The organism is Agromyces protaetiae (assembly GCF_004135405.1).
GTDB classification, from domain to species: Bacteria; Actinomycetota; Actinomycetes; order Actinomycetales; family Microbacteriaceae; genus Agromyces; species Agromyces protaetiae.
In genome coordinates this window covers 434,173-461,124 of record NZ_CP035491.1, presented here as the reverse complement: position 1 = coordinate 461,124, position 26,952 = coordinate 434,173, and the positions used below count along the sequence as shown (strand labels likewise).

25 protein-coding genes and 3 pseudogenes are annotated in these 26,952 nt (G+C 70.1%); 17 read left to right on the top strand and 11 right to left on the bottom strand.

Annotated features, from left to right (window positions below; translation table 11 throughout):
- Positions 1-89: 89 nt before the first annotated feature.
- Positions 90-887, bottom strand: coding sequence for a winged helix-turn-helix domain-containing protein (locus ET445_RS02130; protein WP_129188408.1), 798 nt, complete (start codon positions 885-887; stop codon positions 90-92).
- Between the two features lie 546 nt (positions 888-1,433).
- On the bottom strand, positions 1,434-2,066 hold the full coding sequence (gene upp / locus ET445_RS02125) for a uracil phosphoribosyltransferase (protein WP_129188406.1): 633 nt from the start codon (positions 2,064-2,066) through the stop codon (positions 1,434-1,436).
- A gap of 43 nt (positions 2,067-2,109) precedes the next feature.
- Between upp and tadA the strand changes: the two genes are divergently transcribed.
- Positions 2,110-2,580 (top strand): tRNA adenosine(34) deaminase TadA, encoded by a 471-nt coding sequence (gene tadA, locus ET445_RS02120; protein ID WP_208008501.1) that lies wholly within the window; start codon positions 2,110-2,112, stop codon positions 2,578-2,580.
- Positions 2,581-2,604: 24 nt separating this feature from the next.
- Here the strand turns inward: tadA and ET445_RS02115 are convergent, their stop codons facing one another.
- Together ET445_RS02115 and ET445_RS02110 are read right to left on the bottom strand one after the other, a co-directional pair.
- Positions 2,605-3,330: a glutamine amidotransferase-related protein gene (locus tag ET445_RS02115; protein ID WP_129188404.1), complete on the bottom strand. Its 726-nt coding sequence runs from the start codon at positions 3,328-3,330 to the stop codon at positions 2,605-2,607.
- Entirely contained in the window at positions 3,327-4,289 is a 963-nt protein-coding gene (locus tag ET445_RS02110; protein ID WP_129188402.1) for a cation diffusion facilitator family transporter, read from the bottom strand. Before ET445_RS02110 ends, ET445_RS02115 begins: the two co-directional genes overlap by 4 nt.
- Before the next feature lie 23 nt (positions 4,290-4,312).
- Between ET445_RS02110 and proC the strand changes: the two genes are divergently transcribed.
- Positions 4,313-5,161 carry a pyrroline-5-carboxylate reductase gene (proC, locus tag ET445_RS02105; RefSeq protein ID WP_129188400.1) on the top strand — a complete coding sequence of 283 codons (849 nt, stop codon included), beginning with the start codon at positions 4,313-4,315 and terminating at the stop codon, positions 5,159-5,161.
- A pseudogene (locus ET445_RS17765) lies at positions 5,158-6,261 on the top strand (beta-N-acetylhexosaminidase); the annotation flags it as partial. The gene proC and the pseudogene ET445_RS17765, both read left to right, overlap by 4 nt.
- A gap of 452 nt (positions 6,262-6,713) precedes the next feature.
- Here the strand turns inward: ET445_RS17765 and rlmC are convergent.
- Complete coding sequence (gene rlmC, locus ET445_RS02095; RefSeq protein WP_129188396.1) at positions 6,714-7,892, bottom strand: 23S rRNA (uracil(747)-C(5))-methyltransferase RlmC; 1,179 nt, start codon at positions 7,890-7,892, stop codon at positions 6,714-6,716.
- A gap of 3 nt (positions 7,893-7,895) precedes the next feature.
- The gene (locus ET445_RS02090; protein ID WP_129188394.1) at positions 7,896-8,900 is read right to left on the bottom strand and encodes an acetylxylan esterase; all 1,005 of its coding nucleotides are present in this window, start codon (positions 8,898-8,900) and stop codon (positions 7,896-7,898) included.
- Between the two features lie 213 nt (positions 8,901-9,113).
- Here ET445_RS02090 and ET445_RS17515 point away from each other — a divergent pair, with 213 nt between their 5' ends.
- The 9 genes from ET445_RS17515 (at position 9,114) to ET445_RS02050 (ending at position 17,737) form a co-directional block, all read left to right on the top strand.
- Positions 9,114-10,124 (top strand): ABC transporter permease, encoded by a 1,011-nt coding sequence (locus ET445_RS17515; RefSeq protein WP_424922893.1) that lies wholly within the window; start codon positions 9,114-9,116, stop codon positions 10,122-10,124.
- Between the two features lie 20 nt (positions 10,125-10,144).
- Positions 10,145-11,062: a carbohydrate ABC transporter permease gene (locus ET445_RS17510; protein ID WP_424922892.1), complete on the top strand. Its 918-nt coding sequence runs from the start codon at positions 10,145-10,147 to the stop codon at positions 11,060-11,062.
- A gap of 65 nt (positions 11,063-11,127) precedes the next feature.
- On the top strand, positions 11,128-12,864 hold the full coding sequence (locus ET445_RS02080; protein WP_129188392.1) for an ABC transporter substrate-binding protein: 1,737 nt from the start codon (positions 11,128-11,130) through the stop codon (positions 12,862-12,864).
- 106 nt (positions 12,865-12,970) lie between these two features.
- The gene (locus tag ET445_RS02075; protein WP_129188390.1) at positions 12,971-14,494 is read left to right on the top strand and encodes a GH39 family glycosyl hydrolase; all 1,524 of its coding nucleotides are present in this window, start codon (positions 12,971-12,973) and stop codon (positions 14,492-14,494) included.
- Between the two features lie 5 nt (positions 14,495-14,499).
- The gene (locus ET445_RS02070) at positions 14,500-15,216 is read left to right on the top strand and encodes a DUF624 domain-containing protein (RefSeq protein ID WP_129188388.1); all 717 of its coding nucleotides are present in this window, start codon (positions 14,500-14,502) and stop codon (positions 15,214-15,216) included.
- A gap of 209 nt (positions 15,217-15,425) precedes the next feature.
- Positions 15,426-15,788: a PadR family transcriptional regulator gene (locus ET445_RS02065; protein WP_129188387.1), complete on the top strand. Its 363-nt coding sequence runs from the start codon at positions 15,426-15,428 to the stop codon at positions 15,786-15,788.
- Position 15,789: 1 nt separating this feature from the next.
- The gene (locus ET445_RS02060) at positions 15,790-16,194 is read left to right on the top strand and encodes a DUF1048 domain-containing protein (RefSeq protein ID WP_129188385.1); all 405 of its coding nucleotides are present in this window, start codon (positions 15,790-15,792) and stop codon (positions 16,192-16,194) included.
- The gene (locus ET445_RS02055; protein WP_129188383.1) at positions 16,191-16,976 is read left to right on the top strand and encodes an ABC transporter ATP-binding protein; all 786 of its coding nucleotides are present in this window, start codon (positions 16,191-16,193) and stop codon (positions 16,974-16,976) included. Before ET445_RS02060 ends, ET445_RS02055 begins: the two co-directional genes overlap by 4 nt.
- Positions 16,973-17,737 carry an ABC transporter permease gene (locus tag ET445_RS02050; RefSeq protein WP_129188381.1) on the top strand — a complete coding sequence of 255 codons (765 nt, stop codon included), beginning with the start codon at positions 16,973-16,975 and terminating at the stop codon, positions 17,735-17,737. The genes ET445_RS02055 and ET445_RS02050 overlap by 4 nt, the downstream gene beginning before the upstream one ends.
- A gap of 144 nt (positions 17,738-17,881) precedes the next feature.
- Here the strand turns inward: ET445_RS02050 and ET445_RS18405 are convergent, their stop codons facing one another.
- The 4 genes and pseudogenes from ET445_RS18405 to uxaC form a co-directional block, all read right to left on the bottom strand.
- Positions 17,882-18,592 carry a hypothetical protein gene (locus tag ET445_RS18405; RefSeq protein WP_341769760.1) on the bottom strand — a complete coding sequence of 237 codons (711 nt, stop codon included), beginning with the start codon at positions 18,590-18,592 and terminating at the stop codon, positions 17,882-17,884.
- 51 nt (positions 18,593-18,643) lie between these two features.
- A pseudogene (locus ET445_RS18400) lies at positions 18,644-19,470 on the bottom strand (alpha-glucuronidase); the annotation flags it as partial.
- Positions 19,471-19,898: 428 nt separating this feature from the next.
- A complete protein-coding gene (gene manD, locus ET445_RS02040; RefSeq protein WP_129188379.1) occupies positions 19,899-21,131 on the bottom strand; it encodes a D-mannonate dehydratase ManD in 1,233 nt (410 codons plus the stop codon).
- Positions 21,128-22,660 (bottom strand): glucuronate isomerase, encoded by a 1,533-nt coding sequence (gene uxaC / locus ET445_RS02035; protein WP_129188377.1) that lies wholly within the window; start codon positions 22,658-22,660, stop codon positions 21,128-21,130. Before uxaC ends, manD begins: the two co-directional genes overlap by 4 nt.
- Positions 22,661-22,783: 123 nt before the next feature.
- Between uxaC and ET445_RS02030 the strand changes: the two are divergent.
- From ET445_RS02030 to ET445_RS02010, 5 genes and pseudogenes are all read left to right on the top strand, one after another.
- A pseudogene (locus tag ET445_RS02030) lies at positions 22,784-23,344 on the top strand (LacI family DNA-binding transcriptional regulator); the annotation flags it as partial.
- 2 nt (positions 23,345-23,346) lie between these two features.
- Entirely contained in the window at positions 23,347-23,865 is a 519-nt protein-coding gene (locus tag ET445_RS17760) for a substrate-binding domain-containing protein (RefSeq protein ID WP_129188373.1), read from the top strand.
- Positions 23,862-25,373: a mannitol dehydrogenase family protein gene (locus tag ET445_RS02020; protein ID WP_129188371.1), complete on the top strand. Its 1,512-nt coding sequence runs from the start codon at positions 23,862-23,864 to the stop codon at positions 25,371-25,373. Before ET445_RS17760 ends, ET445_RS02020 begins: the two co-directional genes overlap by 4 nt.
- Before the next feature lie 22 nt (positions 25,374-25,395).
- Positions 25,396-25,950 carry a DUF402 domain-containing protein gene (locus ET445_RS02015; protein ID WP_129188369.1) on the top strand — a complete coding sequence of 185 codons (555 nt, stop codon included), beginning with the start codon at positions 25,396-25,398 and terminating at the stop codon, positions 25,948-25,950.
- A 46-nt stretch (positions 25,951-25,996) separates the two neighbouring features.
- Positions 25,997-26,422, top strand: a complete 426-nt coding sequence (locus ET445_RS02010; protein ID WP_129188368.1) for a hypothetical protein — start codon at positions 25,997-25,999, stop codon at positions 26,420-26,422.
- Between the two features lie 45 nt (positions 26,423-26,467).
- Here the strand turns inward: ET445_RS02010 and ET445_RS02005 are convergent, their stop codons facing one another.
- Positions 26,468-26,941, bottom strand: a complete 474-nt coding sequence (locus ET445_RS02005; RefSeq protein WP_129188366.1) for a GbsR/MarR family transcriptional regulator — start codon at positions 26,939-26,941, stop codon at positions 26,468-26,470.
- Positions 26,942-26,952 lie beyond the last annotated feature (11 nt).

Sequence of the window (26,952 nt, the reverse complement as noted above, 5' to 3'; positions counted from 1 at the left end):
CACCATCAAGGCGAAACCCGCGGACCGCTCAGCGGGGCGGCAGGCGATGGCCTGCCGCCCCGCTTCGTCGTTGCGGTGTGGGCCGAGCCTCAGAAGACGTCGGGCGAGGGCGTCGAAGCCTGGCGGATCGAGACGTCGGCGTGGCGGTCGAACCGGTAGCCCGAGCCGCGCACCGTGCGCACGATGTCCTGGTAGTGGGCGAGCTTGGAGCGCAGGCGGCGAACGTGCACGTCGATCGTGCGCTCGCTCGGGATCTCGTCGTCGGCCGAGCCCCACAGGTTCTCGATGAGCTCGTGGCGGTCGATCGTGCGGCCCTCGCGAAGTACGAGGAACTGCAGGAGCTCGAACTCCTTGTATGTGAGACCGGCCGGCTCGCCGTCGAGGAGCACGCGCTTGCGCGAGATGTCGATGACGACGCCGTTGGGGTGACGGTCGGAATCGTCGGAGACGCCCTGCAGTTCGCGCTGCTTGGCGAGCGCGGCGGGGTCTTGGAGGGCGAGGCGCACGACGTCGACGTCGCGACCGCCGGCGCCCTCGGGGGCGAGGGCGACGGCCGCGTAGGTCTCGGCCGACGGGGCGATCTCGGCGGTGAGCGTGCGGAGCGCCTCGACGATGCGGTGGAGGCTCGTGCCGTCGGCGATGGCCTTGGCCTCGTCGATGCCGACGTAGAGCACGAAGCCGCGAGCCTCGGTGCCGTCGGGCACGGCGCGCACGCGCGGTGCGGCGGGGGCGGCCTGCGGCGCAGGCTGGGCGGCGGGCTGCGAGGGTCGGGTGGGCTGGGCGAGCGGGGCCGGCGCGAGCGGGCGGGCCACGGGCTGCGGCGTGTAGGCGACCGGGTGGACCGGGCGGGCGACGGCGGGACGGACGGGAGCGATTGCGAGCGACATGACGAAGTCCTTGTGTGTGCGTGATGCGGCGAGGGTCTCTGAACGACCTCAGCGAATGGCCGGAAGCGGCCTGGTGAACCGTCGGATTCGAACGGTTCGGTGGAGCCGTGCCGACCCGGATGCGGGTCGGCTCACAGACTCGGCGGGAAGAGCGCTGGTCAGCGGCACATTCGACAACACATGGGCGCACGCGCCGACATCATCGTGTCGGTCGTCCTGTTCACCTCGAAGGCGGTCAGGGTGCGTGCGGTGTCGGTCATGGGTGCGAGTCAAGTCGATGCGTCGGGATGTGTCAAACGATGACTCTCCGGTGACGGGGCGTGACGTCGCACGCGGTGCGCGGGTGGGCGAGGCATCCGGCAGGATCGGGACGCGTCCTCCGCCTGCCGAAAGATCCTGCGATAAATCGGCTCAGGAAAAAATCTTCTAGATTCGCACTCGCGGAGTGGCCGGGGTAGGTCGAAGAACCTTCAGGAACGGATGTCTCTCGCCGCACGTATACCGCGTCGACGCGTCTGTGACATCCGAACCGCCCGGAAACCGGCCTCAGACGGTGCCGTACAGACGGTCGCCGGCGTCGCCGAGCCCGGGCACGATGAAGCCGTGCTCGTTGAGCCGCTCGTCGACCGCGCCCAGCACGATCGTCACGTCGAGCCCGTGCAGGGCCTCTTCGACGGCCTTCAAGCCCTCGGGCGCCGCGAGGATGCAGATCGCCGTCACATCGGTCGCCCCGCGCTTCAGGAGGAACTCGATCGCGGCCGACAGCGACCCACCCGTCGCGAGCATGGGGTCGAGCACGAAGCACTGCCGGTTGCTGAGATCGTCGGGCAGCCGCTCGGCATACGTCGTCGGCTCGAGCGTCTCTTCGTCGCGCGCCATGCCGAGGAAGCCGACCTCGGCGCTCGGCAGCAGCTTGACCATGCCCTCGAGCATGCCGAGCCCCGCGCGCAGGATCGGCACGATGAGCGGCTTCGGATCGGAGATGCGCACACCGGTCGTCGTCGCGACCGGCGTCTGGATCTCGACCGGCTCGACGCGCACATTGCGCGTGCCCTCGTACGCGAGGAGCGTCATGAGCTCTTCGACGAGCGAGCGGAACAGCGGCGAAGGCGTGTTCTCGTCGCGGAGCACCGTCAGCTTGTGGGTGATGAGCGGGTGATCCGCAACGTGGACTCGCATAGGCTCGAGTCTATCGACGGGCCTTTCGCGGAGGGAGGGGAGCATGGCAGCATCTGCGGCCGAGCCTCGCCACCGCGAGTGGATGCTCCTCGCCCTCGAAGAGGCCGCCAAGACCGTCGACTCGCAGGACGTGCCGGTCGGCGCCGTCGTCGTCGACGAGTCCGGCCGGGTGATCGGGCGCGGCCACAACGAGCGCGAGCTGCGGCACGACCCCACCGCTCACGCCGAGGTGCTCGCGATCCGCGAGGCCGCCCTCGCACGCGACGACTGGCAGCTGCCGGGCTGCACGCTCGTCGTCACGCTCGAGCCGTGCGTCATGTGCGCGGGCGCGATCCTCGCCGCCCGCATCCCCACGGTCGTGTTCGGAGCCTGGGACGAGAAGGCCGGCGCCGCGGGCAGCGTCTACGACGCGCTCCGCGACCGGCGGCTCAACCACCGGGCCGAGGTGTTCGCAGGCGTCGAGGCCGAGGCATCCGGAGCCTTGCTCGTCGACTTCTTCGCCGCTCGCCGCTGAAGCCGGCGCTCGCGTCGGGCGCAGTCAGGCCGCGGCGCGGCGCGCTTCGACGCCGTCGAGCCACTCGCCGAGAAGAACTGCGGATGCCTCGCCCGCACGCGGTCCGTACGACGCGCGCTCCGCGCGCAGCTGCTCGGCCGTCGTGCCGTACTCGGGCAGCTCGTCGCCCCAGGCGGCGAGCCAGTCCTCGTGGATGGCGTCGTCGACCTCGGGGTGGAACTGCACCGCGAGCAGCCAGTCGCCGCGGCGGTACGCCTGGTTCGGGTACTGCGGGCTCGACGCGAGGAGCTCGACGCCATCGGGCAACTCGTAGTGGTCGCCGTGCCACTGGACGGCCGGCACCCCGGCGAAGTGCCGCACCGGCGAGTCGGCGCCGGCCGCGGTCGGCGTGACCTCGAGCCAGCCGACCTCTTTGCGAGCGCCCTTGTAGACGCGTGCGCCGAGGGTCGACGCGAGCAGCTGCGCCCCGAGGCACACGCCGAAGACGGGGGCTTCGGCGTCGATGCGGGCGCGAAGGAGCGCGATCTCGTCGGCGAGGTAGGGGTGGCGGTCGGTCTCGTAGGCCGCCTCTTCGCCGCCGAGCACGATGACGACGTCGGGCGCGAGCGCGTCGAGCGCCGAGACATCCGTCGTGGGGGTGTCGACCGTCATGACCTCGTAGCCGCGCGCGACGAGCGTGGGCTCGAGGTTGCCGAGGCCGATCGACGGGTCGTGCCGGAGCACGAGGGCGGTGCGGGTCGGACCCGTCACTCGAGCCCCTTGATGACGATCGCGTCCGTCGGCGGAGCCGGCTGGTTCGGGTCGACGTACACATCGGGTTCGAGGTAGATGACACGGGCCGACGGCACGGCCGTGCGGATGCGCTGCTCGATGACGTTCGTAGCTGCCGAGAGCTCGGCGAGCTTCAGGTCGGCCGAGAAGCCGAGCTTCGCGGCGACGAGCAGTTCGTCGGGGCCGAGGTAGAGCGTCTTCATGTGGATGACCCGCTCGGCCTCGTCGCCGTCGAGGATCGCCTTCTCGATCGCGGCGTTGTCGTCGTCGCTCGCGCCCTCGCCGACGAGGAGGCTCTTCGTCTCGATGCCGAGCACGATCGCGACGATCACGAGGAGCGTGCCGATCATGAGCGTGCCGATCGCGTCGAAGACGACGTTGCCCGTGATGACCGTGAGGCCGACGCCGAGGAGCGCGAACACGAGGCCGAGGAGGGCCGCGATGTCTTCGAGGAGGACGACGGGGAGCTCGGGCGCCTTCGCGCGGCGGATGAACTGGATCCAGCTCTGGCGACCGCGGATGTGGTTGGACTCCTTGACGGCGGTGCGGAGCGAGAACGACTCGAGGCCGATCGCGATGACGAGCACGAGGATCGGCAGCCACGCGTTCTCGAGGGCGTGCGGGTGGGTGAGCTTCTCGACGCCCTCGTAGATCGAGAACACGCCGCCGACCGAGAACAGGATGATCGAGACGACGAACGCGTAGACGTACCGCTCGCGGCCGTAGCCGAAGGGGTGCTCCTTGTCGGCAGCCTTCTGCGCTCGTCGTCCGCCGAGCATGAGCAGCAGCTGGTTGCCCGAATCGGCGACCGAGTGGATCGCCTCGGCGAGCATCGAGGCCGAGCCCGAGAAGAACCACGCGATGAACTTGGTGATCGCGATCCCGAGGTTCGCGAGGAATGCTGCGACGATGGCCTTGCTGCCGCCTGATGCGCTCATGCAGGCAATCCTAGGATGGTCGCATGACTGCCGAAGACCCCGTGACGCTGCCCGTGATCGCCTTCCTCGGGGCGGGTTCGATGGCGGGGGCGGTGCTGTCGGGGCTCCTCCGCCCCGGCGTCGAGACGGCCGGCATCCGCACGACGAACCGCACGGCCGAGAAGGCGGCCGCGTCGGCGGCGCTCCCCGGCGTCACGGCGTATGCGACCGAGACGGATGCCTCGGCCAACCGCCTCGCGGTCGCGGGCGCGAAGCTCGTGGTCGTCGCGGTGAAGCCCGCCATGGTGCCCGACCTGCTGCGCGAAATCGCCGATGCGCTCGAGCCCGGCGCGGTCGTCGTCTCGGTCGCCGCGGGCGTCACGGTCGCGACGTTCGAGTCGATCCTTCCCGATTCGGTGTCGGTGATCCGCACGATGCCGAACACGCCCGCCGTCGTCGGCCGTGCCGTCACGGGCGTCTCTGCGGGCACGCGTTCCACGCCCGACGACCTCGCGCTCGTCGAGACGCTGTTCTCGACCGTCGGCGATGTGCTCGTCGTGCCCGAGTCGCAGCTCGACGCGCTCTCGACGATCTCGGGCTCGGGGCCCGCCTACGTGTTCTTCCTCATCGAGCAGCTCACGGCGACGGCGATCGACCTCGGCTTCACGCCCGACGAAGCGGCGCGCATGGTGCAGGGCACCTTCCTCGGGGCATCCGAACTCCTCGCCGCCTCGGGCGAGGAGCCCGCCGAGCTCCGCCGTCGCGTCACGAGCCCCAAGGGCACGACCGAGCGTGCGATCGCCGTGCTCGACGAGGCCGAGCTCAAGGAGACGTTCGACCGCGCGACGGGCGCAGCGCTCGCCCGCGCGCGTGAGCTCGCGGCCGGCGCGTGAGCGACGGCTTGCCCGCCGGCGCGTCGGGGGTCCGCGTCGATCGTGCCCCGCTCGCCCTCGACGGCGAGCCGCGCTTCGCCTGGCGTGGCGTCATGCTCGACGTCGCGCGGCGGTTCCGCCCGATCGACGAGCTGCGACGGTTCGTCGACCTCATCGCGGCGCACGGCCTCAACGTGCTGCAACTGCACCTGACCGACGATCAGGCCTGGCGTTTCGAGGTGCTTCGGCATCCGAGGCTGACCGAGGTCGGCTCGCGCCGGTCTGAGACCCAGCTCGGCCACGGACCCGCTTCGACCCTCGACGGCGTGCCGCACGAAGGCTTCTACACGCAGGCCGAGCTGCGCGGGCTCGTCGAATACGCGCGCGGGCGAGGCATCCGGATCGTGCCCGAAATCGACGTGCCGGGGCACGCGAAGGCGATCCTCGCGGCGTATCCCGAGCTCGGCGTCGGCGCGGTCGGCGACGTTCGCGCACGGAACCCCGAGCCGTGGACGCGGTTCGGCATCGACGACGAGGTGCTGAACGTCGAGGAGTCGACGCTCGCGTTCGTATGCGACGTGTTCGACGAGCTGTGCGGCGTGTTCGACGACGAGCTCGTCGGCATCGGCGGCGACGAGGCGCAGAAGATCCGGTGGCACGGCGACGCGCGCACGCAAGAGCTCATGCGCGAGCGGGGGATCGCGAACGAGCACGAGTTGCAGGCGTGGTTCCTGGCCCGCGTCGCCGCGCACCTCGCCTCCCGCGGACGTCGCGTGATCGGGTGGGACGAGATGCTCGAGGGGCCGGATGCCTCGGGCGTGCCCCGTGACGCGGTGATCGCGTCGTGGCGGGGTCCGGTCGGAGCATCCCTCGCCGCGCGCCGCGGACACGATGTCGTCTTGTGCCCCGACCTCTGGACCTACTTCGACTACCGGCAGTCGTATGCCCCCGTCGAGCCGGTCCCCGTCGGCACCGTGCTCTCCCTCGAAGACGTCGCGTCGTTCGATCCCGTGCCCGACTCGGGGCCTGCCGCCGCCTCCGACGCGCTGCGGGCGCGCGTCGTGGGCGTGCAGGCGAACGTGTGGACTGAGCACCTCGACACGCGTGCGCGCCTCGACTATGCCGTCTTCCCCGACTCGGGGCGTTCGCCGAGGTCGCGTGGAACGGCGGGCCGCTCGACTGGGCTTCGTTCTCCGAACGGCTGCCCGCCTACCTCGCGTGGCTCGACGAGCAAGGCGTTGACTACCGCCCGCTCGCCGGGCCGCGCCCCGACCAGCAGCGTCCCGGTGTGCCGGGCGTGCCGCGCGACCGAGCGTCGCGGCTCGCCGAGCTCGCACGGCTCACGGCGTCGCTCGGCGCGTAGCGCGCGTCGGGGAGGCGCTTTCCCTGCGGCGAGCGGCGGCACTTCGGCACCGGCGCATGCAGATCATGCGCAGGCACAGGTGAATCGGCGAAGCATCCTCGGGCCGGCGGCACTTCGGCACCGGCGCTCAGGTCGAAAGTGCTTCGCCGAGTGCCTGGCGGCGCGGGGTGGCTGCGCGGGGTGGCGGTGCGGCGAAGGGGCGGCTGGGTTTCAGCCGCGCACGAGCAGTGTCATGACCTCGAAGTGGGTGGTCTGCGGGAACATGTCGAAGACGCGCGCCTTCGTCGGCGTGAACGACGGCATGCGGCGCAGGTCTTTCGCGAGCGACGCGGCGTTGCAGCTCGAGTAGAGCACGTAGGGCACGTCGGATGCCTCGAGCCAATCGGCGAGCTCGGGGCCGATGCCGCGGCGAGGCGGGTTGACGACGACGAGGGCGGGCGCGTCGGCGGGGTCGGAACCCAGGGCGAAGGCCGTGGCATCCCCGGATTCGAAGCGCACGCGGTCGAGCGCGGCATCCGTTCGGCTGAGCTCGGCGCTCGCGACGGCCTCGACGCTCGTCTCGATGCCGGTGACTGCGGTGCCCGTGACGGCGGTGCCGGTCGCAGGGCCGTTCCCCGAAGCATCCGCCGCCGTCGCGAGGTGCAGCGCGAACCCGCCGACGCCCGAGTACAGGTCCCACGCATCGTCGGGCGCGAGATCGCGGATCCACTCGCGCGCCTCTCGGTACAGTGCGGCGGCGATCTCGGTGTTGGTCTGGAAGAAGCTCTGCGGCCGCAAGTGCATCGTGACGTCGTTGAGCCGCATCGGCAGGGTCTGCTGCTCGGTGAGCACGATCTCGTCGGCGTCGCCCTCGACGACGGCCTTGTGCTCGGGCAGCAGGTTGACGCTCACGACGCGCGCGTTCGGCAGTTCGTCGAGGAGGGTCGGCAGATGCTTGCGGATGCGCGCCACGGGCTCGGTCGAGCGCAGCACGAACCGGATCATGAGCTCGCCGTCGGGCGACTCGGTGACGATGAGGTGCTTCAGCTCGCCGCGACGGGTCGTCACGTCGTACGGCGCGATGCGCGCGAGACGGATGAATCGTGCGATGACCGGGAACGCGGCGCGATGCCCCGGCGAGCAGATTCCGCAGGCTTCGAGGTCGACCCCGTGCCCGTCGGCGTCGAGGATTCCGATGGTCGGTTCATCCACCGTTCCGCCGACGACCATCTTCGCCTTGTTGCGGTAGCCGCCCTCGCGGCTCGCGACCGGGGGCAGCCACGCCCCGACGCCGAACGGCGCGAGCAGGTCTTCGGCGTGCCGTTGCTTGCCCGCGAGCTGAGCGTCGTACGGCTCGCCCATGAGGGCGCACGAGCGACACACGCCCGCGTCGAAGTACGCGCAGTCCACGCATCAAGCGTAGGCGAGCACCTCGGCGAGCCACTCCGCCTGCCGCTCCCAGTGCACGCTCTCGCCGCCCTCGTGGTGGTTCCACGGGTAGTCGACGAGCTCGGCGGGCGCGCCCCAGTGGTTCTTCGCGGCGTAGACGCCCGACGGCGGTGCGATCGTGTCCATGTGGCCCGTCGAGAAGAGGGCCGGCGCGGTCGCGCGTTTCGCGAACGAGACGCCGTCGAAGTAGGAGAGCGTCTCGAAGATGCGATCCTCGGCGCCGCGGTGGACGGCGAGGTACCGCACGATCTCGGCGTACGGCTCTTCGCCCGTGAGTCCGATGACGCGACGGAGGTCGGAGAGAATGGGGGCGCTCGGCAGCACCGCGACGAGTCCGTCGGAGAGGCCGGCGGCGGCGATCGCGATGGCCCCGCCCTGGCTGTTGCCGACCACGGCGACGGCCGCGGGGTCGATCTCGGGGAACGTCCGAACGGCGTCGATCGCCCGCACGGCGTCGGTGAACACGCGGCGGTAGTAGTACGTCTCGGGGGCGTCGATGCCGCGTGTGAGGAAGCCGGGCGCCGCGGGGCCCGATCCGTGGGGGTCGGGCGTCGCGCCGCCCGTGCCGTACTGCGAGCCCTGACCGCGCGTGTCGACGATGAGCTGCGCGTACCCCGCCGACGGCCAGTGGAGGCGCTCGTGGGCGAGGCCGCGGCCGCGGCCGTAGCCGACGAACTCGACGACGGCGGGGAGCGGCCGCGGGAGCCCGCGGGGGAGCACGAGCCACGCGCGCACGGGGTCGCCCGCGAAGCCCGGGAAGCGGACGTCCTCGACGTCGAAGAGTGCGAGCGGCGACGGCACGGGCGTGCGCACGACCGCGTTGCCCGATGCGCCAGCTGCCTCGGCGGTGGCGCCCGCTGCGCGCGATTCGCGGAGCGTCGCCGCCCAGAACCCGTCGAAGTCGGTCGGCTCGTCGACCTCGGGCAGGTAGGCGCGGAGCGCTTGGAGCGGCAGGTCGAATCGCGGCATTGCGGTTCCTCTCGGCGACGGCGGATGTCTCGGGCCGGGCGTCCCGAAAAACGGAGTCGGAGCGCCAAGTCGGTCTCCAGAATACGATGAAAACGTTGACATCGATCAGAACGCGGGTTATGGTCTACAAGTCTCGCAGGAATCACCGAAACTTTCGAAACCTTTCGAGACGCAGTCCTACCGGATCGAGCGACGCAAGGGAGCGCTTTGTCGATCAACAATCTCGTCGTCACCGACGATGTCGAGCAGGTCGGGGGTGTGCGGGCCGAGCCCGCGACGTCGCCGACCGCTTCGCCGTCGCCGGCGCCGAAGAAGTCGGCGAAGACGACCTGGCGCCGTGCTCTCGCGAAAGACTGGCGGCTCTACTCGCTGCTCCTGCTGCCGATCGTCTATCTCGTGGTGTTCAAGTACCTGCCGATGGCGGGCAACATCATCGCGTTCCGCAGGTACCGCCCGGGCGGCAACATCTTCGGCGACGAGTGGGTCGGCTTCCACTATTTCGAGATGTTCATCAACGACCCGACGTTCTGGCGGGTGTTCTTCAACACGATCATCCTCGGCGCCGTCTGCCTCGTGCTGATCTTCCCGCTCCCGATCGTGCTCGCACTCATGCTCAACGAGCTCCGCTCGGCGAAGTTCAAGCGCATCGCGCAGTCGATCTCGTACCTCCCGCACTTCATGTCGGTCGTCATCGTCGCGGGCCTCGTGCTCCAACTCGTCTCGACGCGCGGCACGATCAACCAGATCATCGACGCCTTCGGCGGCACTCCGATCGACTTCATCCAGAAGCCCGAGTGGTTCCGGCCCATCTTCGTGAGCTCCGAGATCTGGCAGACCGTCGGCTGGGGCACGATCCTCTACCTCGCCGCCCTCACGACGATCGACCCCCAGCTCTACGAGGCAGCCCGCATCGACGGCGCCAACCGCTGGAAGCAGACCTGGCACGTCACCCTCCCGGGTATCGCGCCGACGATCGTCGTGCTCCTCATCCTCAACATCGGCTCGTTCCTCAACGTGAGCTTCGAGAAGGTGCTCCTGCTCTACAACCCGCTGAACCTCGAGACGGCCGACATCCTCTCGACCTACCTCTACCGAGTGGGCATCGGCTCGGGCAGCTTCTCGTACGCGACCGCCGTCGGCCTCTTCGAAGCCCTCATCGGCCTCGCCCTCGTGCTCGGCGCGAACTTCATCTCCAAGCGCGTGACAGGAGCCAGCCTGTGGTGACCGGCAACTTGACGACCAGCATCTCGACGCCGGCCGACCGATCGGTCGCGAAGCTCTTCAAGCCCAAGAAGCAGGGCGGCATCAAGGACTCGCGCGCCTACACGGTGTTCCGCGTCGTCAACGCCGTCGTGATCATCGGGCTCTGCTTCGTGACGCTCTACCCGTTCTTGAACGTCATCGCCGTCGCCTTCAGCTCGCAGGGCTACATCAACGCCGGCCAGGTCAACATCATCCCGCGCGGCTTCAACACGACGACGTTCGTGCAGGTCATGAGCGACCCGATGTTCTGGCGCAACTACGGCAACACGATCCTCTACACGTCGGTCGCGACGGCCATCTCGATGGTGCTCACGACGATGTTCGCGTACGCGCTCTCGAAGAAGCACCTGAAGGGCCGGGCCGTCTTCATCGGCATCGCCGTCTTCACGATGTTCTTCAGCGGCGGCATCATCCCGAACTACGTGCTCATCAACTCCCTCGGCTGGCGCAACTCGATCCTCGCGATCGTCGTGCCGAACGCCATCAGCATCTTCAACCTCCTCGTCATGAAGTCCTTCTTCGAGAACTTCCCCGAAGAGCTCGAAGAAGCCGCCTCGATCGACGGGCTCACGACCTACGGCATCCTGCTGCGGATCGTCCTCCCGCTCTCGAAGGCCGTGCTCGCGACGATGGTGCTGTTCTACGCCGTGACGTTCTGGAACTCGTGGTTCTCGGCCGTGCTCTACATGTCGAAACCCGACCTGTACCCCGTGACCGTGTACCTGCGGAACCTGCTCATGGCGTCGTCGCAGCCGCAGGACTCCGACGAGGGCCTCCAGATCGCGGCGAACGTCAAGGCCGTCACGATGCTCCTCACCGTGCTGCCGATCGTCTGCCTCTACCCGTTCCTCCAGAAGTACTTCGTGTCGGGCGTCATGCTCGGCTCGGTCAAGGCCTGATTCCGCACCGCACCACGTTTCCACCCCGCTCCACGAGTGACCCAACCAAGAAAGGGAACCCCCACATGACACAGCAGACTGGCGCGACGACGCGTCGGCTCCGCCGTCGCGGTCTCACGACCGCGGTCGTCGCCGGCCTCGCCGCCACGGGCCTCATCCTCACGGGCTGCAGCGCCCCCGAGGCATCCGGTGACGCTCCGTCCTTCGACTTCACCGGCAAGGACGTCGGCGCGATGAAGGAATTCGGCGTCGGCGACACGTTCAAGGCGACCGAGCCCGTCACCTTCGGGCTCTTCTACCGCGACCACGAGGCCTACCCCCTGCAGGAGGACTGGCCCATCCTCACGGCGCTGAAGAAGAACCAGGATGTCTCGTTCGACGTCGAGAGCGCTCCGCGCGTCGGCTACGAAGACGCCCGTTCGGCCGCGATCGCCTCGGGCAACGCACCCGACATCATCTCGATCACCTACCCCGGCCAGGAGACCCCGTTCGTCTCGGGCGGCGCGATCCTCCCCGTGAGCGACTTCGTGCAGTACATGCCGAACTTCGAGGACAAGGTCGAGAAGTGGGGCCTGCAGGCCGACGTCGACAACCTGCGTCAGGCCGACGGCAAGTTCTACATCCTGCCCGGCGTCTCGGAGATCGTCGTCCCGCAGTACAGCTACGTCGTCCGCAAGGACATCTGGGACGAGCTCGGCCTCAGCTACGAGCCGAAGACGTTCGACGACTTCCAGAAGGACCTCGCGAAGGTCCACAAGGCCTACCCCGACAAGATGGTCATCTCGGACGAGTTCAACGACCCCGACCCCCTCGGCGGTGCCCTGAACTTCGCCGCGCCGAACTTCGGCACGACGGCCGGCTGGGGCCTCTCGGCCGGTTCGGGCGCCTGGTGGGACGGCAAGAAGTTCGTGTACGCGGCCGCGCAGGACGAGTACAAGGACCTCGTGTCGTACTACCACGGCCTCGTCGAAGACGGCCTCCTCGACCCCGCGAGCGTCACGCAGAGCGATGACGAGGCGAAGGCGCACTTCTTCAACGGCGACTCGCTCGTGATCTCGGGCAACGACCAGTTCCTCTCGCAGGCTCGCAACTCGTTCAGCGAGGTCGGCAACACCGACGCCGAGGTCGCGCTCATCCGCGTTCCCGGCGGCCCTGCAGGCGACAACCTCGCGGCCGGCGGCCGTGTCGACGGCCTCCCGGGCCTCATGATCTCGTCGAAGGCTGCCGACAAGGAGAACTTCAAGGCGCTCCTCCAGTTCGTCGACTGGCTGTACTACTCCGACGAGGGCCTGGAGTTCGCCAAGTGGGGCGTCGAGGGCGAGCAGTTCACGAAGAAGGGCGACGTCCGCACCTTCACCGCTGACTGGGACCGCTCGAAGGGCCTGCTCAACCCGGGCGCCACGAAGCTCCTCAACGTCGACGGCGGCTTCGCCAACGGCGTGTGGATGGCTGCCGAGGGCGGCACGGAAGACCTCCGCACCTCGATGATGCTCCCCGAGACGAAGGACTTCGTCTCGTCGATGCTCACGAAGACGCAGCTCGCCACGGCTCCGGCTGCTCCGCTCAACGAGCTCGAGAACGAGCAGGCCGGCCTCTGGAAGACCGCCCTCCTCGACCTCGTGCGCCAGAACACGGCGAAGTTCATCACGGGCGACCGCTCGCTCGACGAGTGGGACGACTACGTCGGCGAGCTCGAGGCCGCGAACATGGACGAGTACATCGACATGATCAACGGCGCCTACGAGCGCCAGCAGGAGTCGATGAAGGCCGCCGCCGAAGAGGCGAAGGCCGACAAGAAGTAATAAGAGGGCCCATGCCCTGAACCGGGGTCCGGTCGCGTCCTTCGAAAGGCGCGGCCGGACCTTCGGCTGTTCGCACCGCACTGCCACCTCGTCCGCCAGGAGAGTCATGACCGCCACCGTCGCCGTTCCCGCCGAGCCCATCGGCACCCTGTCCGACGCGTGGCGCGAATGCGTCGGCACGGGCCGGTTGAACCTCGCGCTCCGGCACGACTACGTCGAGTCGCTGAAGCGCGTGCAGCGCGAGATCGGGTTCAAGCACCTGCGCGGGCACGGGCTGCTCTCCGACGACGTCGGCATCCACCGGCCATACGAGCACGGCGGCGAGCGGCGCGTGCGTCACGCGTTCACGTACGCCGACCAGATCTTCGATTCGTGGCTCGAGCTCGGCATCCGCCCGTTCGTCGAGCTCGGCTTCATGCCGTCGGGGCTCGCCTCGGGCGACCAGACGGTGTTCTGGTGGAAGGGCAACGTCACCCCTCCGGCCGACGAGCGCGAATGGGTCGACCTCGTCACGGGCGTCGTGCGCCATCTCATCGACCGCTACGGCATCGACGAGGTTCGCACGTGGCCGATCGAGGTGTGGAACGAGCCGAACCTCACGCACTTCTGGCAGGGCGCCGACCAGGCGGCCTACCACCGGCTCTACGAGATCACGTCGAGTGCGATCAAAGACGTGGATGCCTCGTTGCAGGTCGGGGGCCCCGCGATCTCGCCCGGTTCCGACGAGTGGTGGGGCCCGTTCGCCGATTTCGTCGAACGGAGCGGCTCGCCTGTCGACTTCGTCTCGCGGCATGCATACACGTCGGGGCCGTCGCAGCATGTGCCGTTCGGCGTCTACCAGACGCTCGCTCGCCCCGAGACGCTCCTCGAGCAGTTCGACGCCCCGCGCCGCCACCTCGAGGGAACCGCCCTCGCGGGCCTTCCGACGCACATCACCGAGTTCAACACGTCGTACCGGCCCGACAGCCCCGTGCACGACACCGCGTACAACGCGACCTACCTCGCCCCCGTGCTCGCCTCGGGCGGCGACTTCGCCGACTCGTTCTCGTATTGGACGTTCTGCGACGTCTTCGAGGAGGAGAACATCCCGACCTCGATCTTCCACGGCGGGTTCGGCCTGCTCGGCCACCGCCAGCTCGCGAAGCCCACGTACCACCTCTACACGTTCATGGCGCGGCTCGGCGCCGAGATCCTCGCGCGCGGCGCAGACCACCTCGTCACTCGGCATGCAGACGGACGCCTCGCGATCCTCGCGTGGCAGCCCGTCGACGGCACGGATGCCGGGGCCGCGTCGCATTCGCTGCGGCTCGCGCTGCCCGTGGCCGGCCCCGCGGCATCCGTGCACCGCCTTCGCGTGAGCGAGACCGACGGCAACGCGTGGAACGCGTGGCGCGACCTCGGCCGACCCCACCACCCGACCTCGCGGCAGCTCGACCTGCTGCACGAGGCGTCGCGGCCGACCGTCGAGCAGCGCGCCGCGCGCGCGGCGGGAGGCATCCTGAACCTCGACCTGACCCTCTCGCAGCACGAGGTGACCATCGTCGAGATCGACCCTGTGCGCGACGAGACCGAGGCGTGGATCGACGATGCGCGCATCCCCGGGTACGCACAGACGGCCGGGGTACGGTGACGACGATGAGTGAGCAGACCCAGCAGCGACCCGGCCCGTGGAGCGGGCTCTTCGGGCGCATCACTCGCAACGTGTACTGGGTCGTCGTGACCGAGATCGCGTTCGTGCTCGCGTCGCTGCCGGGCATCGCGGGGCTCGTGCTCCTCGAGCCGCACCCGAGCAACATCCCGCTGTTCGCGCTCAGCCTCGTGCCCGTCGGCCCCGCGTTCGCGGCGGCGATCACGACGTTCCGGGCGCGGCAGCGCGACGACGACCTCGTCGTGTGGCCGCGGTTCTGGCGGTCGTGGTGGCGCGACCTCCGCGACGTGCTGTTCGTGTGGGTGCCCGTGCTCGCCGTGCTCACGGTGCTCGGCATGAACATCGCGTTCGGGCAGGCCGTCGGCGCGGGCGGCATCTTCGCGGGCATCTCGATCGTGCTCTCGGTCGTCGTATCGGTCATCGCCGTGAACGCGCTCGTGGTCGTCGCGCTCTTCGGGTTCCGCACACGCGACGTCTGGCGCCTCTCGATCTACTACCTCGGCGCGAAGCCGCTCGTCGCGCTGAGCATCGTCTCGGGGCTCGTGCTAGTGGCGGCGCTCGCGTGGTTCACGACGCCGTGGATCCTCGTCGTGATCGGGTCGCTCCTCGCGGCCGCGGCGCTCGCCAACGCGCGCAAGATGGTCGCCGACATCGAGGAGCGGTTCACTTCGGGCGACGGGGCGGATGCCTCGAAGCCCGCGTAGCTCGTCGCGCTGAGCGCCCGCGCAAGCCTCTGTCCGGCCCGCCGCGTGGGTTTGTCGGACATCGGGCGGATTGTCGGACGGAGTGGTGAGAACTCGTCCGACAATCCGCCCGATGTCCGACAAACCTCTACTATTCAGTGTTGCTATATACCGGTACTCGTGCTTACTATGTACCGGTACTCAGCAACACTGAATAGTCAGGAGACATCGTGGGCGGCAGACAGCTCACCGAACTGCTGAAGGGCACGCTCGAGGGGATCGTCCTCGCCCTCCTCGCCGAGGCTCCCGCCTACGGCTACGAGATCACCGCGCGCCTGCGCGATCACGGCTTCGCCGACCTCGCCGAGGGCACGATCTACGCGCTGCTCGTACGCATCGAGCAGCGCGGCCTCGTCGACGTCGAGAAGGTGCCCTCCGAGAAGGGCCCGCCGCGCAAGGTCTACACGCTCAACGCGCAGGGTCGCGCCGAACTCGACGAGTTCTGGAGGACGTGGGGCTTCCTCGCCGACCGCATCGAACAGCTCCGCACCGAACCGCTCCGCACCGAACCGCTCCGCGAAGGGAAGAACTGACATGGCCGCCAAATGGATCGAGTTCCTCACCGGATCGCTCGACGACAAGAAGGCGTATCGGGCCTACAAGGCGCGCATCGCCGCACTGCCCGAGCCGTACGGCACCGCCGCGAAGGCGTTCGAGCGCTACTTCATGGTCAACGGCGGCATCACCGACGGCGACCCCGGCGTCATGATCACGATGCTGAACGACTTCGCCGACCTGTGGGAGCGCGCCGCCGTCGACGGCACGCCCATCGACGAGATCGTCGGCGACGACCCCGTCGAGTTCGCCGAGGCGTTCGCCGCCGCGTACGCGGGCAAGCGCTGGATCGACAAGGAGCGCGATCGGCTCAAGAAGACGATCGCGGATGTCTCCAAGACGACGGATGCCTCGAAGACGGATGCCTCGGGGGAGACGCCATGACCGCCCTCGCCGGCGCCGCCATCAGCGTCTCGGGCGTCGAGAAGTCGTTCGGCGACGTGCACGTCCTCCGCGGCGTCGACTTCGACGTCGCGCGAGGCAGCATCTTCGCCCTCCTCGGCTCGAACGGCGCGGGCAAGACGACGCTCGTGCGCATCTTGTCGACCCTCCTGAAGGCCGACGCGGGCACCGCGACCGTCCACGGGTTCGACGTCGCGACGCAGGCGGCCGACGTACGCGAGTCGATCAGTCTCACGGGGCAGTTCGCCGCCGTCGACGAGGTGCTCACGGGCCGCGAGAACCTCGTGCTCGTGGCGAAACTGCGGCATCTGAAGCATCCGGGCTCCATCGCAGAAGACCTGCTCGACCGATTCGCGCTCACCGAGGCCGGTGGGCGCCGCGCCGCGACCTACTCGGGCGGCATGCGCCGACGGCTCGACATCGCCATGAGCCTCATCGGCGACCCGCCCGTCATCTTCCTCGATGAGCCCACGACGGGACTCGACCCGCAGGCCCGCCTCGAGGTGTGGCAGACCGTGAAGCGGCTCGCCGAGGGCGGCACGACCGTGCTGCTGACGACGCAGTATCTCGACGAGGCCGAGCAGCTCGCCGACCGCATCGCGATCCTCCACGAGGGGCGCATCATCCAGAACGGCACCCTCGCCGAGCTCAAGCGGCTGCTGCCCGCCGCCGAGGTCGAGTATGTCGAGAAGCAGCCATCCCTCGAAGACGTCTTCCTCGCGCTCGTCGGCGCGGGGGCGAGCACCGAAGGGGGAGACCGATGACCACCTACGCCATCCGCGACACCGCTACCTTGACGGGCCGCTCGCTCACACACATCCTCCGCAGCCCCGACACGATCATCACGACCGCGGTCACGCCGATCGCGCTTATGCTGCTGTTCGTATACGTCTTCGGCGGGGCGATCCGGACGGGCACCGACGGCTCGTACGTCGACTACCTCCTGCCCGGCATCCTCCTCATCACGATCGCGTCGGGCGTCGCGTACACGTCGTATCGGCTCTTCCTCGACCTGTCGGGCGGCATCTTCGAGCGGTTCCAGTCGATGCCGATCGCGCGCTCGAGCGTGCTGTGGGCGCACGTGCTCACGTCGGTCGTCGCGAACCTCGTGTCGGTCGCCGTCGTCGTGGGCGTCGCGCTCGTCATGGGATTCCGCACGGGCGCGTCGGTCGGCGCATGGCTCGCCGTCGCGGGCATCCTCACGCTCTTCACGCTCGCGCTCACGTGGCTCGCGGTCGTCGCGGGCCTCTCGGCGAAGTCGGTCGACGGCGCGAGCGCGTTCAGCTACCCGCTCATCTTCCTGCCGTTCATCAGCTCGGCGTTCGTGCCGACGGCGTCGATGCCGGGGCCGGTCGCGTGGTTCGCCGAGCACCAGCCGGTGACATCGATCGTGGACACCATCCGTGCGCTCTTCGACGGGGAGCCCGTCGGCACCGACATCTGGATCGCGCTCGCGTGGCTTGTCGGCATCCTCGCCGTCGCCTACGTGTGGGCGATCGCGATCTACCGACGCAAGCTCCGGTGAGCCCGAGCCCACCTCAGGCGGCGTTGGTCGGACATTCGGGTGTTTGTCGGACATGGGCGCGCTCCCACGTCCGACAAACACCCGAATGTCCGACAAACCCCGAGGGCGCTGTGCGTGGGCGAGGTGGCTGTGGGGCCCGTGTACTCAGGGAATGACGCGCCCCGAGGCATCCGGAACGCCCGACTTGCGGAAGAAGTAGGTCGTCACCTGGTCCCGCCACTCGCGCGCCGAGCGCTGCTGCTCTTCGAGGCGCTCGGTCACGCGCGCGAAGACGTCGGCGGGCACGGATGCCTCGAGCCCGGCCCAGATCGCGAGCTTCGCGTCGACCGCCGCGGCGCCGTCGAAGTGCGTGTCGTAGATGTGCTGGATGACGGTCTCGCCGCTTCGCAGCACATGCGTGTACGGCACGTGGTGGAAGAACAGCACGAGTTCGTCGGGAACCGTCGCAAGCGACTCGTAGACCTCGCGCCACGGCGACGGGTACTGGCCCGCGTAGCCGGTTCCCGTCGCGACCGTGCGGTTGACGCCCACGCCGTCGCGGTCGGCGAAGTGGTACGTGCCCCACGGGGAATATTCGTAACCGTCGACGGACGGCCCGTAATGGCTGCCGGGCGTCACCATGAACCCGACGCCGAGCGGGGCGGTGTACTGCTCGTAGACGTGCCACGAGTCATCCAGGAGCGAGTGGATGCCGCGGGCGAGCGCCGCCGACTCCGAACCGTCGTCGCCCGACGCGCCGAACGTCAGCGCGGTCCACTCGTCGAGGATCGCTGCGGGGTCGAGCGCGGGGTCCCACGCGAGTCGGCCGTAGGCGTAGAGGTTCGCCTGGGCGAGCGGATGCCCCGTCCAGAACACGTCGTCGCCGACGTTCGAGACGGCCGCGATGCCGCCGCGGACGAGCTCGGAAAGAGAAGAACTCTCAGAACCGAACGGTGCGAAGTCGAGGATCTCGCGCCACATCGGCGCGAGGTACACGGCATGCTTCTGGTGACCCGTGTACTCCTGCGTGACCTGCAGCTCGAGCGCGATGCGCGTGCCGGTCATCGCGGGGATGACGGGCGAGACGGGCTCGCGCACCTGGAAGTCCATCGGCCCGTGCTTGACCTGCACGACGACGTTGTCGTCGAAGCGGCCGTCGAGGGGTGCGAAGTGGTCGAAGGCGGCGCGTGCGCGGTCGGTCGAGCGGTCGCGCCAGTCCTGCTCGTGGTTGTAGACGAATGCCCGCCAGTGCACGAGCCCGCCGTAGGGGGCGAGCGCGCGGGCGAGGAGGTTCGCGCCGTCTGCGTGGTCGCGGCCGTAGGCGAAGGGGCCGGGCTGGCCCTCGGAGTCGGCCTTCACGACGAACCCCCGAAGTCGGGGATCGCGCGGTAGACGTCTGCGGCGATGCGCGCCCAGAACGCCGCGACGGCCGGGTCGAGCGGGTCGGATGTCTCGAGCCCGCCGAGTCGGATGGGCGCGGCGAAGCTCACCGACGCGTGCAGGCGGATTCCCCACGGGCGGAAGACGTCGGCGACGCGGGCGAGGTCGGCGAGATCGTCGCCCGTGATGAGCCGGGCTTCGCGGGCGTGCACGTTGACGTTGTTGATCGCGACGCGGTTGACGCCGATCGACGCCAGGAGGCGGGCGTAGGCGGCGACGCGCGAGAGATCTTCTCTCACACGTCCGTTCTCGAAGAAGATCGACCCGCCCGCGTAGCCGCGCTCGACCTGCCCCATGACGGGGTGGACGTCCATGTTGTCCCAGTGGTCGAGCATGCGGAGGGCGTGCGCCGGGGCGACGGTCGTGGGCGGGAGCGCGTCGTCGAACGCCGGTGCGCCGAGGCGCACGAGGTGGAACCACGCGTAGAGCGCGCCCGGAGGGCCGCCCGCGACGAGCGCGGTGGTGCCGGCTTCACGGGCCACAGCGAACGCCTCGGGGCCGAGCGGGGTCGTCCCCGAGTCATCCGGCGTGCCCAAGGCATGCGAAGAAGACATGCCGATCGAGACATCCGCCCGCTCGCCGTCGCCGACCGCCCGCATGCCGGCCGCCGCAGCCTCGATGCGCACCGCCTCGGGCACCGAGGCGCCGAGCCGCACGGAGCGCCCTGCGAGGTGCGCGGTCGCCTGGGCGGGCAACCACATCGGATGCCACGACGCCGCGTCTGCGTTCACGAGTCCGCCCCTCACCAGTCGTGGATCGTGCCGTCGGCGAGCCGCGCGATCGGCAGGTACGCGGGCTCGTAGTCGAACCGTGCCGCGGCTTCGTCATCGTACGCGACGCCGAGTCCGGGCTCGTCGCCGGGGTGCATGAGGCCGCCGTCGAACGTATACGACGTCTGGAATACCTCGTGCGCGAGCGGCTGGTGGGCCATGTGCTCCTGGATGCCGAAGTTGTGGATGGCGAGGTCGAGGTGGAGCGCCGCCGCGAGCCCGACGGGGGAGATGTCGGTCGGCCCGTGGCTGCCCGACTTGATCTGGTACATCGCCGCGTAGTCGAAGATGCGCCGGAGCCCCGTGATGCCGCCCGCGTGGACGACCGACGCGCGCACGTAGTCGATGAGCTGCTCGCGCACGAGGTCGCGGTAGTCCCACACGCTGTTGAAGACCTCGCCGATCGCGATCGGCGTCGTCGTGTGCTCGCGCACGAGCCGCAGCGCCTCCTGGTTCTCGGCGGGCGTGACGTCCTCCATCCAGAAGAGGTCGTAGGGCTCGAGCGACTTCCCGAGGCGTGCCGCCTGGATGGGGGTGAGCCGGTGGTGCACGTCGTGGAGGAGCAACAGGTCGGGCCCGAACTCGTTGCGGACGGCCTCGAAGACGCCGGGCAGGTGGCGCAGGTACGCCGCCGAGTCCCAGCCCTCCTCGACCGAGAGCCCAGCGCGCTTCGCGGGCTCGTACGCGTACTTCGCGCCGCGCGCGGCACCGGCTTGCACGCCGTACGACTTCGCAACACCCGGCACGGCGACCTGGATGCGGATCGCCCGGTAGCCCTCGTCGAGGCGCTGGCGCACCGAGTCGAAGAGCGAGGGGATGTCTCCGCCCGCCGCGTGTGCGTAGACGAGCGCGCCCGTGCGCGAGGCCCCGCCGAGCAGCTGGTAGAGCGGCATGTTCGCGAGCTTCGCCTTGATGTCCCACAGGGCGACGTCGACGGCCGCGATCGCCGTCATAGTCACCGGTCCGCGCCGCCAATACGCGCCGCGGTAGAGGAACTGCCAGGTGTCTTCGATGAGGTGTGCGTCGCGGCCCACGAGGAGCGGTGCGAGGTGGTCGCGCAGGTACGACGCGACGGCGAGCTCGCGCCCGTTGAGGGTCGCGTCGCCGAGGCCGACGACGCCGTCTTCCGTGGTGATGCGCAGGGTGACGAAGTTGCGCGACGGGCTCGACACGAGCACCTCCACGCTGCGGATGAGCGTGCTCATCGGGCGGCCTCCAGGGGCGAGAGGGACGAGACGGGCGAGGGGTAGCTCTCTTTGGGGAGTCGGTAGGCGAGGTCGATCGCGGCGTCGATCGCCTCGTCGAGGTCGAGCCGGTGCTCGCCGACGAGCTTCGCGAGGTACGAGGCATCCGCTCGCCGTGCGAGGTCGTGACGGGCCGAGATCGAGCAGAACGCGCGCGTGTCGTCGACGAAGCCGCTCGTATTGCGGAAGCCCGCCGTCTCGGTCGTCGCCTCGCGGAAGCGGCGCATCGCGTCGGACGCGTCGAGGAACCACCACGGCGCTCCGAGACGCATACCCGGGTAGGCGCCCGCGAGCGGCGCGAGTTCGCGCGAGTACGCCGTTTCGTCGACGGTGAAGGCGATCAAGCGGAAGTTCGGGTGATGCCCGAACGCTTCGAGCACGGGCCGGAGCGCACGCGTGAACTCGGCCTGGATCGGGATGTCGTAGCCGATGTTCGGGCCGAACCGGCGGGCGTCGGGGCCGTCGTGGTCGCGCAGGATGCCGGGGTGGATCTGCATGACGAGCCCGTCCTCGGCCGACATCGCGGCCATCTGGAAGAGCATGTGGGCCGTGAACGCGCGCGCGCCCGCGGTGTCGAGCGACCCCGCGCGGGCGCAGTCGAACGCGCGCTCGGCCTCTTCCGCCGACAGCGGCGTCGTGTCGAGCAGTTCGTGCCCGTGGTCGGTCGCGCGGGCGCCCGCGGCGACGAATGCGAGCCGCCGCGCGCGGAGCGCGTCGAGGTAGCCCCCATAGGTCGTCGTGTCGATGCCGGCTGCGACCCCGAGCGCGTCGACGTGATCGCCCCAGTCGGCACGCATCGGCTCGATGAACGCGTCGGGACGGAAGGTCGGGATGACCCGGTCGCCCCAGCCTGCCGCGGCGAGGCGCGCGTGGGCGTCGAGCGTGTCGGCCGGGCCGTCGGTCGTCGCGAGGACCTCGATGCCGAACCGCTCGAAGAGGGCGCGGGGGCGGTACTCGGGTTGCGCGAGCCGGTCGGCGAGGTGGTCGTAGAGGGCGTCGGATGTCTCGAGCGACGGCCGCACGGGAGCCTCGAAGACCTCGATGAGCACGTGCTCCATCCACGCGCGGGTGGGCGTGCCGCGGAACGCGGACCACCCCGCGCAGAAGCGGCGCCAGATCGCACGCGGGTCGGTCTCGGCGGGAGGTGTGCCCTCGGGGGCGCCGAGCGCGGGCGCGACGCCGAGGTCGGCGACCGAGCGGACTCCCGCGTCGCGGACCGGGCCGGGGGAGGTCGACTGCGAGACGAGCATGCGCACGAGGTAGTGGTCGGGCGTGACGAAGAGCGCCGCCGGGTCGGGGAACGGCGTGTCGTCTGCGAGGAGTGCGGCGTCGACGTGTCCGTGCATGGATACGATCGGCAGGCGCGCGGTCTCGTCCAGGATCGTGCGGGCGAGGGCGCGCTGTGCCGGATCGGGCGGCAGCGCGCGATCGGGGTGCAGCGACCACGTCGTCGTGGCGTCGGCGCGAGATGCGCCGAGAAGAGGGGTCATCCCTGATGCTCCTTGCGATGTAAACGTTGTTACTCTAGTCATGAACGGCTCGAACGCACACCGCCGGGACTCGACGGAGAGTCCGCACGCGGTCAGGGCCGCAGGGGAAGGAAGGCGAACCGCATGGTCACGGTCCACGACGTCGCGTCGCGATCGGGAGTCTCGATCGCGACCGTGTCGCGCACCCTCCGCGCACCCGACCGGGTCGCACCCGAGACGCGCGAGCGCGTGCTCGAAGCCGTCCGCGACCTCGGGTACCGTCCGAACCGCGCGGCGAGCGGGCTCCGGGGCGGACGAACCGGCGTCATCGGCCTCGTCGTGCCCGACATCGTGAACCCCTACTTCGCGACCCTCACGAAGGGCGCCCAGCTCCGGTGCCGCGAACGCGGCTACGGACTCGTCGTCGTCGACACGACCGAATCCGCCGACGTCGAGGCCGCAGAGCTCGACGCGCTCGCGCCCCAGATCGACGGCATCGTCCTCGCTTCCTCGCGTCTCGACGACGACCGACTCGCTCGCGTCGCCGCGTCGACCCCGTGCGTGCTCGTCAACCGGAGCCTCGACGCCGACGGCGAGACGATCCCCGCCGTCATGCTCGACGAGCGCCACGCGGCCGACGAGGTCTTCCGGTACCTCACCGGGCTCGGCCACACACATGTCGCCTACGTCGGCGGCCCCGCCCGCTCGTGGTCGCAGGCGCGCCGCTCCGCGGCGATGCGCGAGGCCGCCGCCTCCTTCGGCGCCGACCTCGTCGAACTCGGTCCCGTCACGCCCGACGTGCTGGGGGCAACGGCGTCGCCGAGGCCGCCCTCGCGACGGGCGCGACCGCCGTCATCGCCTACAACGACCTCGTCGCCGCAGGGCTCCTCGCGCGCTGGCGCGACCTCGAGGTGCGCGTGCCCGAGCAGGTGAGCCTCGTGGGCGTCGACAACACGTCGGTCACCGAGCTCTTCCTCCCGCGGCTCACGAGCGTCGGCCCCGACCTCCGCGTGCTCGGCGAGACCGCGATCGACCTGCTGCTCGACCGCATCGAGGCGCGCGGCACGGCCGCCGGCGCCTCGGCGAACGGGGCGACCGGCGATCCGGATGCCTCGAAGGGCGACCCCGAGACCTCCGCCGACGCCCTGACGGCGATCGCGGCGCCGCGCGAACTCCCCGGCGTGCTCGAAGTGCGCGGCTCGACCGGACCGGCGCCCGTCCGATGAGCGCGCGACTCACCCGCCGCACCGAAGTGCCGGCGGGCATCGGCGACGACGTGCGCCCCGCGCGCGCGGGCATCGTGCACCTCGGCGTCGGCGCGTTCCACCGCGCCCACCAGGCCGTCTACACACAAGAGGCGATGCGCGCGTCGGGCGATCTGCGGTGGGGGATCGTCGCAGCGACCCAGCGGTCGGCGACGGTCGCCGAGCAGCTGCGGCCGCAGGGCGGACGCTACGGGGTGCTCACGGTCGACCCCGACGAGACGCGGCTCGACCTCGTCGGCGTCGTCCTCGAAGTGCTCACTCCCGCCGAAGACACCGAGGGTATCGTGCGCGCGATCGCCGACCCCGACGTGCACGTCGTGACCGTGACGGTCACCGAGAAGGGATATCCGCAGCGCCCGGACGGAACGCTCGACCTCGCCGCCGACGGCATCGCCGCGGACCTCGCCGCGCTCGCCGCGGAGGAGTCGGGCGGGCCGCTCGGCGAAACGCCCGCGGGCTCGATGATCGGCATGCTCGTGCGCGGCCTCGCCGAACGGCGGCGCACGCACGGCGCGCCCGTCACGGTCGTGAGCTGCGACAACCTCGACGGCAACGGTCGCGTGCTCGAACGACTCGTGCGGAACGCGGTCGAGGCCGCGTTCGAGGCATCCGGCCCATCCGGCGCGGCAGACGCGACCGGCGCCGCCGTCGCGCTGCACGCCTGGCTCGACACCCGCACCGCGTTCCCGTCGACGATGGTCGACCGCATCGTGCCCGCGACGACCGACGCGTGGCGCGAGATCGCCGAGCCCCTGCTCGGTGCGCGCGACGAGGGCCTCGTCGTCGCCGAGCCGACCCGGTACTGGGTCATCGAAGACCGCTTCGCCGGGCCGCGCCCGCGGTGGGAGCTCGCGGGCGCCCGGTTCGTCGACGACGTCGAGCCGTTCGAACGGGCCAAGCTGCGCATGCTCAACGCCGCCCATTCGCTCATCGCCTACCGCGGCGCACTCGCGGGATACGGGACGATCGCCGAAGCCGTCGCCGACCCCGAGATCGCCGCGCTCGCGCGCGGGTACTTGCTCGACGAGGCCGCGCCGACGCTCGCGGGCTTCGACGGGCTCGACCTCTCCGCATACGCCGACGAGGTGCTCGCGCGCTTCGCGAACCCCGCCCTCGGGCACACGATCGAGAAGGTCGGCGCCGACGGATCGTTGAAGCTCCCGCTGCGGCTCCTGCCCGTCGCTGCCGACCGGCTCGCCGCGGGACGTCCGCCCGTCGTCGTCGCCGAGGCCGTCGCGGCGTGGGCCGCGTTCCTCGTCGCGCGCGTCGATGCCGGCGAGCCGATCGCCGACGGGCGCGCCGCCGAACTCGCGGTGATCGTCGCGTCGTCGCAGGTCGGCGGGTCGACGGATGCCCCGGCCCTCGCCGCGGGACTCCTCGACCTCCTGGGTGGGGCTGCGGCGGAGCATCCCGCGTTCCGCGCTCTCGTGACCGAACGCCTGGCCGACCGACTCGGCGCCCTCGTCTGAGCACGCGGCGTAGGCTCGACCCGTGACCGACCCCGCGGAGCGTCCCGCCGAACCCGGCGCGCTCGTGCGCGTCCGCTACCGCAAGTGGGACGGCACGCGGCACTGGCACTACGACGGCGTCCGGCTCGGGCGCGACGAGCACGGCGAGTGGGTCGGGTTCCCCGCGGGCACGCACTACGACCGGCCGGGCTGGCAGTTCGACTCCGAGTGGGAGACCGTCTCGCTCTTCCCCGACGCGGGCTGGACGCCCGCCTTCAACCTCGGGCACCCGCGCGGCACGCGCGTCTACGTCGACCTCACGACGACGCCCGAGTGGACGGCGGATGCCACGGGCACGACGGTCTCGATGATCGACCTCGACCTCGACGTCATCGAGCGCGGCGACGGATCGGTCTACCTCGACGACGAGGACGAGTTCGCCGAACACCGCGCGAAGTTCGGCTACCCCGACGTCGTCGTCGAACGGACCGAGGCCCACGCCGCGGCACTGCTCAGGGCCGTCGAGCGGCGCGAGCCGCCCTTCGACGAGGCGACGCCCGCGCGCTGGTTCGCGGTGCTGCGTGCGCTCGCCGGCTGAATCGCGTCGCCGGGCGGGTCCCTCACGGAGCCGATAGCGTTGCCCCGTGCACCCATCCGACGTCGTCTCGGGGATCGCCGAGGTCATCGGCTGGATCGCCCTCTCGGTCGGCGTGCTGTGCCTCCTCATCGCGCTGCTGATCCGACTCGTCGATGGGCGATGGCTCCCGACCGACGCCGTTGTCACGGGCGGCGGCGGAACGCCGGGCCAACTCGACCCCGACTCCCTCCCCGCGCTCGTCCGCTGGTTCGCGGGCGGCGAGTTCCACGAGCGTGAGCTCGACGAACAGGAGTTCGCGCACGTCGTGAACCGCGACGAGCAGCCCGCCTTCTACTGCGAGCGCGACCCCGGGCACGTACGGCTCAACGAACGGCCGATCGGGCGGCGCATCCTCCGCACCCTCGGCATCGTGCTCGCCTCGATCGGCGTCGTGGCGCTTGCGACGGGCACGATCCTCGAGCTCACGCGGTGATCCAATCGAAAGCCGGACACTACGCCGAATCCGCCGTCTTACTGCTCACCCGACCGAGCCTCGCTCGTCCTCCCAGTCGCGCAGCAGCTCGGGCATCTTGCGGTCGATGAACCGGTAGAACCTCGCCATCTCGCGAGTGCGGGCCCCGGGCGGCGAATCGTCGTCGCCGATCGCGTCGGCGAGCTTGTCGGAGAGCGCCGAGATCGCCGCGTACACGGGGCTCTTCGCCACGAGCGTCGAGTACCAGGCGTCGTCGAGGAGCTCCCACTTGTCGCGACGGCTGCCGGGCTGCGGGATGCGGTGGATGATTCCCACCGTCTGCAGATAGCGCACCGCCCCCGAGATCGCGGCCGGGCTCACCGTGAGTTCGTCGGCGAGCTCGGCGGCCGTCTTGCCGCCACGCTCGGCGACGGCGAGCGACATGAGCACGCGCGCCGGCATCTTGGGGAACCCGGCAGCCGTGAGCACCGCGGCCGATTGTTCGACCGCGGCGCGCAGGGCGTGCTCGTCGCGAGGCATCCACTCAGTCT

What these genes read in the sequence shown, in the direction of transcription:
- ET445_RS02130 (WP_129188408.1), bottom strand. Translation starts at nt 887, where the DNA reads ATGTCGCTCGCAATCGCTCCCGTCCGTCCCGCCGTCGCCCGCCCGGTC.
- upp (WP_129188406.1), bottom strand. Translation starts at nt 2,066, where the DNA reads ATGCGAGTCCACGTTGCGGATCACCCGCTCATCACCCACAAGCTGACG.
- tadA (WP_208008501.1), top strand. Translation starts at nt 2,110, where the DNA reads ATGGCAGCATCTGCGGCCGAGCCTCGCCACCGCGAGTGGATGCTCCTC.
- ET445_RS02110 (WP_129188402.1), bottom strand. Translation starts at nt 4,289, where the DNA reads ATGAGCGCATCAGGCGGCAGCAAGGCCATCGTCGCAGCATTCCTCGCG.
- proC (WP_129188400.1), top strand. Translation starts at nt 4,313, where the DNA reads ATGACTGCCGAAGACCCCGTGACGCTGCCCGTGATCGCCTTCCTCGGG.
- ET445_RS02090 (WP_129188394.1), bottom strand. Translation starts at nt 8,900, where the DNA reads ATGCCGCGATTCGACCTGCCGCTCCAAGCGCTCCGCGCCTACCTGCCC.
- ET445_RS02080 (WP_129188392.1), top strand. Translation starts at nt 11,128, where the DNA reads ATGACACAGCAGACTGGCGCGACGACGCGTCGGCTCCGCCGTCGCGGT.
- ET445_RS02075 (WP_129188390.1), top strand. Translation starts at nt 12,971, where the DNA reads ATGACCGCCACCGTCGCCGTTCCCGCCGAGCCCATCGGCACCCTGTCC.
- ET445_RS02070 (WP_129188388.1), top strand. Translation starts at nt 14,500, where the DNA reads ATGAGTGAGCAGACCCAGCAGCGACCCGGCCCGTGGAGCGGGCTCTTC.
- ET445_RS02060 (WP_129188385.1), top strand. Translation starts at nt 15,790, where the DNA reads ATGGCCGCCAAATGGATCGAGTTCCTCACCGGATCGCTCGACGACAAG.
- ET445_RS02055 (WP_129188383.1), top strand. Translation starts at nt 16,191, where the DNA reads ATGACCGCCCTCGCCGGCGCCGCCATCAGCGTCTCGGGCGTCGAGAAG.
- ET445_RS02050 (WP_129188381.1), top strand. Translation starts at nt 16,973, where the DNA reads ATGACCACCTACGCCATCCGCGACACCGCTACCTTGACGGGCCGCTCG.
- manD (WP_129188379.1), bottom strand. Translation starts at nt 21,131, where the DNA reads ATGAGCACGCTCATCCGCAGCGTGGAGGTGCTCGTGTCGAGCCCGTCG.
- uxaC (WP_129188377.1), bottom strand. Translation starts at nt 22,660, where the DNA reads ATGACCCCTCTTCTCGGCGCATCTCGCGCCGACGCCACGACGACGTGG.
- ET445_RS02020 (WP_129188371.1), top strand. Translation starts at nt 23,862, where the DNA reads ATGAGCGCGCGACTCACCCGCCGCACCGAAGTGCCGGCGGGCATCGGC.
- ET445_RS02005 (WP_129188366.1), bottom strand. Translation starts at nt 26,941, where the DNA reads ATGCCTCGCGACGAGCACGCCCTGCGCGCCGCGGTCGAACAATCGGCC.